The organism is Streptomyces sp. NPDC059564, assembly GCF_042735575.1.
In the GTDB taxonomy this organism is placed as follows: Bacteria; Actinomycetota; Actinomycetes; order Streptomycetales; family Streptomycetaceae; genus Streptomyces.
On sequence record NZ_JBHWBP010000466.1, the window covers coordinates 1 to 5,020 of the forward strand.

Genomic DNA, 5,020 nt, shown 5'->3' on the forward strand with positions numbered 1-5,020 from the left:
TGAAGAGTGTGGCGCCCCGGGGGCCGGGCGGCACCCACGGTCAGCTCCGGAGGGTCCTGTCGGTGGTACGCGCCTAGCGCGGGCCGAGGGTCCAGCGGGGTCCGGTGGGGCTGTCCTCGATGACCAGGCCGGACTGCTGGAGCTGGTCGCGGATGGCGTCGGCGGTGGCCCAGTCCTTGCGGGCGCGGGCGGACTCGCGCTGTTCCAGGACGAGGCGTACGAGGGTGTCGACGGCGCCGTGCAGGTCCTCGCCCCGGTCGGCGGACTCGCCGGCCCAGTGCGGGTCGAGGGGGTCCAGGCCGAGGACGCCGAGCATGGCCCGTACCTCGGAGAGGCGGGCGATGGCCGCGTCCTTGTCGTCGGCGGCCAGGGCGCTGTTGCCCTGGCGGACGGTGGTGTGGACGATGGCCAGCGCCTGCGGGACGCCGAGGTCGTCGTCCATGGCTTCGGCGAAGGCGGGCGGGACCTCGGCGGCGGGCTCGACCGTGCCGCCGGCCTTCTCGATGACGCGCTGGTAGAAGCCCTCGATGCGGGCGAAGGCGGACTCCGCCTCGCGCAGGGCCTCCTCGCTGTACTCGATCATCGAGCGGTAGTGGGGGGTGCCGAGGTAGTAGCGCAGCACGATGGGGCGCCAGTGCTTGAGCATCTCGGAGACGAGGACCGAGTTGCCGAGCGACTTGGACATCTTCTCGCCGGACATGGTGACCCAGGCGTTGTGCACCCAGTACTTGGCGAACTCGTCGCCGAAGGCCTGGGCCTGGGCGATCTCGTTCTCGTGGTGCGGGAAGATCAGGTCCAGGCCGCCGCCGTGGATGTCGAAGGCCTCGCCGAGGTACTTGTGCGCCATCGCGGAGCATTCGAGGTGCCAGCCGGGACGGCCGCGGCCCCAGGGGGTCTCCCAGGAGGGCTCGCCGGGCTTGACGGACTTCCACATGGCGAAGTCGCGGGGGTCGCGCTTGCCGGTCTCGCCGGTGGACTCGGGCTGGCGGATGTTGTCGAGTTCCTGGCGGGAGAGCGAGAGGTAGCCGGGGAAGGACTTCACGTCGAAGTAGACGTTGCCCTCGGACTCGTACGCGTGCCCGCGCTCGATGAGCCCGCGCATCATCTCGATCATCTCGGGGACGTGGCCGGTGGCGCGCGGCTCGTAGGTCGGGCGCAGGCAGCCGAGGGCGTCGTAGCCGGTGTTGAAGGCGATCTCGTTGTCGTAGCCGATGGACCACCAGGGGCGGCCCTGTTCGGCGGACTTCGCGATGATCTTGTCGTCGATGTCGGTGACGTTGCGGATGAAGGTGACGTCGTAGCCGCGGTAGGCGAACCAGCGGCGCATGACGTCGAAGTTCAGGTAGGAGCGGACGTGCCCGATGTGCGGGGCGGCCTGGACGGTCGCGCCACAGAGGTAGATCGAGACGCAGCCCGGGACGAGCGGGGTGAAGTCACGGATCTGCCGGGCGCTGGTGTCGTACAGGCGAATAGTCACGGCATCCAGGGTAGTGGCCCTCTAGCAGTGCCCCGCGACCCTTTGCCCACCCGGGCCCCGCTTTGTTGCCGAACCGGCCCCGTCCCACCCCTCACGAACCCCCGTACGGGCGGTTTTCCCGTCTTGCCCGGTACGCGCCGGCCCCGCCCCGCCACCCGGCCTCAAGCCCCTCACGAGACGACCCCGCCCGGGCCGGTGCGGGCCCGGGCGGCTCCCGGTCAGGTGCGGTAGAGGAGGGCGGTGGCGATGGCGGCGAGGCCTTCGGCGCGGCCGGTGAGGCCGAGGCCGTCGGTGGTGGTGCCGGAGACGGAGACGGGGGCGCCCGCCGCCGCCGCGAGCGCCTTCTGCGCCTCTTCGCGCCGCTTGCCGATCTTCGGGCGTACGCCGATCACCTGGATCGCGATGTTGCCGATCCCGAAGCCCTCGGCGCGTACGATCCGCGCGGCTTCCGCCAGGAGGGTGACCCCGGAGGCGCCGGACCACTCGGGGCGGGAGGTGCCGAAGTGGGCGCCGAGGTCGCCGACCCCGGCGGCGGAGAACAGCGCGTCGCAGGCGGCGTGGGCCGCGACGTCCCCGTCGGAGTGCCCGGCGAGGCCGTCCTCGCCCTCCCACAGCAGCCCGGCGCACCACAGCTCGCGCCCGGCCTCGAAGGCGTGCACATCGGTCCCGATCCCGACGAGCGGCATCACCGGCACCCGGGCGTCGCCGCCGGCCCCGCCGGAACCTGCCGAACCTGCGGAGCTAGTACGCATCGGTGGCCCTCCTGCGGGCGAGTACGGCCTCGGCGAGGACCAGGTCGAGGGGGCGGGTGACCTTGAAGGCCTCTTCGTGGCCGGGGACGACCACGACGGTGACCCCGGTGCGTTCCACCATGCCGGCGTCGTCGGTGGCGCCCTCGCCGCTGACGGCGATGGCCTCGTGCGCGCGCAGCAGCGTGGCGAGGTCGAAGCCCTGCGGGGTCTGTACGGCGCGCAGCCGGGCCCGCTCGGGCGTGGCGACGACCGGCTCGGGCTCGCCGGGCTTGCCGGGCTCGACCTCCTTGACGGTGTCGGCCAGCGGCAGGGCGGGGACCACGGCGGGGGCGCCGCCCTGGACGGCCTCGACGACGGAGTCGACGGTGTCGACGGGTACCAGCGGGCGGGCCGCGTCGTGGATGAGTACGGAGGTGACGTCGGCGGGGAGCGCGTCCAGGCCGGCCCGTACGGATTCCTGGCGGGTCTCTCCGCCGGGGACGACGAGGATCTCGGTGCGGTCGGGCAGCGCGTGCTCGTCCAGCAGGTTGCGTACCTCGGCGGCGCCGTCCGGCGGGGCGACGACCACGACGAGGGACACGGCGCGGGAGCGGGCCATGGCGCGGACGGCGTGGATCAGCATCGGGATCCCGCCGAGGGCCCGCAGGGCCTTGGGGGCGCCGGGGCCGAGGCGTACCCCGCGGCCGGCGGCCGGGATCACCGCGGCGGTGCGGTGGGGGCGCGTTGGGTCAGACATCAGTAGTAGCTCCGGGCCAGGTTTGTGACTTCGGCCGACATGGGTATGGCCTGAAGGGTGCCGGGTGCGACGCCCTCGCCCCTTCCGTGACGACCGGTCGAGCCGGCTGCCCGGACCCGGTACGCCAGGTGGAGAAGCAGACCTACGGGTCCGAAGATATGGGTGCGGATGCAGACATGCCGCAGCGCCCGGCAACAGCCCTCTCGTGGAGGAGAGGGCTAGTCATCGGGCACCGCGGCACACTGTGGTTCGGTTCGAGCGTCAGGACGCGAGAACCTCGTCGAGGAGGGCCTCGGCCTTGTCCTCGTTGGTGTTTTCGGCGAGCGCGAGCTCGCTCACCAGAATCTGGCGCGCCTTCGCGAGCATGCGCTTCTCACCTGCGGAAAGCCCGCGCTCACGCTCACGACGCCACAGGTCACGCACCACTTCGGCGACCTTGATGACATCGCCAGAAGCGAGCTTCTCCAGATTTGCCTTGTAGCGCCGGGACCAGTTCGTCGGCTCTTCTGCGTACGGTGCGCGGAGCACCTCGAAGACCCGGTCCAGCCCGTCCTGGCCGACTACGTCGCGAACGCCGACGAACTCCGCATTGTCCGCAGGCACACGAACCGTCAGGTCGCCCTGGGCGACCTTGAGCACCAAGTAGGTCTTGTCCACGCCTTTGATCTGGCGAGTTTCGATGGCCTCGATCAGCGCGGCCCCGTGATGGGGATAGACCACGGTGTCGCCAACCTTGAACGTCATGTGACAGGTACCCCTTCCGTGGCTATCCAGGGTAACACGAGAACTGACTGTTATGAATGGCGTTTTCGCAGGTCAGGGCACATCTCGGGGCTTGACAACAGCGACACGAACGTGCTGCGAAGAGCTTCCGGAAGGGGGTATGCGCAGGTCGGAGGCGCTGTGCGGACCAGCCGAATCGACCACGTTACACCTGACGGCGGAGCGCACGAGTGTGACGTACGTCCCGATTTGCCGGGTTACCGGGCCGGAAACCGAAGTACTCCGTTCGACTGGCGGCCACCCGTACGGAGCGGGTTCCGGCCCAATCCCGAATTGATCACCGGGCGGCGTTCGAGGGAATCCTTGAATTGATCTTCCGGTGGTGTCCGGCGGGTTATGGGAATGCAAGATCGCGGGACCGGCGCGGCCGGGGGCGCGCGCTGCGGAGGGTCGGGTGCGGGGGCGGGGTGGCGGCTCGGTAACCTAAGCGCGCTGACACACCCTTAGGACGGCTTTACCTCGGCCGTCCCGAGAGCCCACCCTCCCGTCCGTACGTCCTAGGAGATGCCGCAGCCGTGAGCCGCAGCCTTCGACGCGGCGCCCTCGCCGCTACCGCCGTCGTGTTCTCGATCGCTTCGCTCGCCGCGTGCGGTGCCGGGAACGACGCGCAGACTCTAGAGATCAAGCCGGACAACGCCGCCGTCACCAAGGGCGACATCAAGGTCCAGAACGCACTGGTGATCACCCGGGGCGAGAAGGGCAAGAAGGGCCCCGCGTCGGTCTCCGCAACCCTCTTCAACGCCGGTATCGCGCCGCAGACCCTCGACGAGATCACCCTTCCGGGTGCGAAGTCCAAGGTCGTCCTGAAGGGCGCCGAGGGCTCCGGCAAGGTCGTCGTGCCCGCCGGTGGCTCCGTGGTGCTGGGCGGCAAGGGCAACGCCTCCGCCGTGATCGAGGGCGGCAGCGACGCCGTCGAGGCGGGCAACGCGCAGCCCGTCGTCTTCCAGCTGAGCCGCGCCGGTGACGTGCCGATCGCCGCCTTCGTGGTCCCGGACGCGGGCATGTACGCCGGCTTCGGCCCGACCGAGGCCCCCGTCGCCGCGGGCGCGACCCCCTCGGGCTCCCCGTCCGGCACGCCGTCGGGCTCCCCGTCCGGCTCCCCCTCGGGCGCCGCGGGCACCACCCCGTCGGGCTCCCCCTCGGGCTCCCCCTCGGGCACGCCGTCGGGCAGCCCGTCGCACAGCGCCGGCCACTGACGCCGTAGCTGCCGTCCTTGACGCGGGCGACGGTGCCGGTGCCGCTCCAGCCGCCCTTGTCCTCGCTCAGCTTCAC

Annotated in this window: 5 protein-coding genes; 1 reads left to right on the forward strand and 4 read right to left on the reverse strand. The window is 71.1% G+C overall.

Going from position 1 to position 5,020, the window contains the following annotated elements; translation table 11 throughout:
• Nucleotides 1-73: 73 nt before the first annotated feature.
• From cysS to ACFV0Q_RS38260, 4 genes are all read right to left on the reverse strand, one after another.
• Nucleotides 74-1,477 carry a cysteine--tRNA ligase gene (gene cysS, locus ACFV0Q_RS38245; protein WP_385012273.1) on the reverse strand — a complete coding sequence of 468 codons (1,404 nt, stop codon included), beginning with the start codon at nucleotides 1,475-1,477 and terminating at the stop codon, nucleotides 74-76.
• A 218-nt stretch (nucleotides 1,478-1,695) separates the two neighbouring features.
• Nucleotides 1,696-2,229, reverse strand: a complete 534-nt coding sequence (gene ispF / locus ACFV0Q_RS38250; RefSeq protein ID WP_385012275.1) for a 2-C-methyl-D-erythritol 2,4-cyclodiphosphate synthase — start codon at nucleotides 2,227-2,229, stop codon at nucleotides 1,696-1,698.
• Nucleotides 2,219-2,965, reverse strand: a complete 747-nt coding sequence (gene ispD, locus ACFV0Q_RS38255) for a 2-C-methyl-D-erythritol 4-phosphate cytidylyltransferase (protein ID WP_385012277.1) — start codon at nucleotides 2,963-2,965, stop codon at nucleotides 2,219-2,221. Before ispD ends, ispF begins: the two co-directional genes overlap by 11 nt.
• Before the next feature lie 261 nt (nucleotides 2,966-3,226).
• A complete protein-coding gene (locus ACFV0Q_RS38260; RefSeq protein WP_003953493.1) occupies nucleotides 3,227-3,709 on the reverse strand; it encodes a CarD family transcriptional regulator in 483 nt (160 codons plus the stop codon).
• A gap of 554 nt (nucleotides 3,710-4,263) precedes the next feature.
• On the opposite strand from ACFV0Q_RS38260, the gene ACFV0Q_RS38265 reads away from it, so the two are divergent.
• On the forward strand, nucleotides 4,264-4,944 hold the full coding sequence (locus ACFV0Q_RS38265; RefSeq protein ID WP_385012279.1) for a DUF461 domain-containing protein: 681 nt from the start codon (nucleotides 4,264-4,266) through the stop codon (nucleotides 4,942-4,944).
• Nucleotides 4,945-5,020: the final 76 nt, after the last annotated feature.